Origin of the sequence: Helicobacter cholecystus, assembly GCF_003364215.1 — a bacterium.
GTDB classification, from domain to species: Bacteria; Campylobacterota; Campylobacteria; order Campylobacterales; family Helicobacteraceae; genus Helicobacter_G; species Helicobacter_G cholecystus.
This window is the reverse complement of record NZ_NXLU01000034.1, coordinates 1-486: the sequence shown is the minus strand read 5'-3', so window position 1 is coordinate 486 and position 486 is coordinate 1. Positions and strand designations below refer to the sequence as shown.

Here is a 486-nt window from a genome sequence, read left to right as displayed (position 1 = left end):
TGATGGAAAGTAATATGGTTTCCTTTGTTTGTATCACTACTACCTACATATCCTCGTCCATAGCTAATAATATTTCCAGTTAAAACAAAATTCTCACTAGAATTACCAGATTTAAAAGTTACTTTATTTGCTGCAAAATAGTTTGCTGCAGTTTCAATATTTCCAGTAAGTGTTGAACCATTAAGAAAATTAACAATGAGATCGCTTGTAGATGGACTGCCCAATCCATTTCCACCAATATTTCCTATAAAGCCAACTGCGGATTGAGTTCCAACATTAACAGTCATTTCTCCAGTTGTATTTGGGCGAGTGATATTTCCGCTATAGTGTGGCCCCTTAAGAATATTGTGTTCGCCAACTGTTGTGATATCCCCAAATCTATCGTGATCTTGTGCACTCCCCACACTCACACCAAGAGCTAAAGCAAGTGAACTTGCAATTATGGGCTTAAATAAAGAATATTTAGGGTTTAATTTATCCCCCCCC

At 37.0% G+C, this 486-nt stretch carries 1 protein-coding gene; it reads right to left on the bottom strand.

Annotated elements, in window-relative coordinates:
• Positions 1-486 (bottom strand): hypothetical protein (locus tag CQA62_RS06960; RefSeq protein WP_170125581.1); only part of this gene is annotated, 486 nt, incomplete at both ends.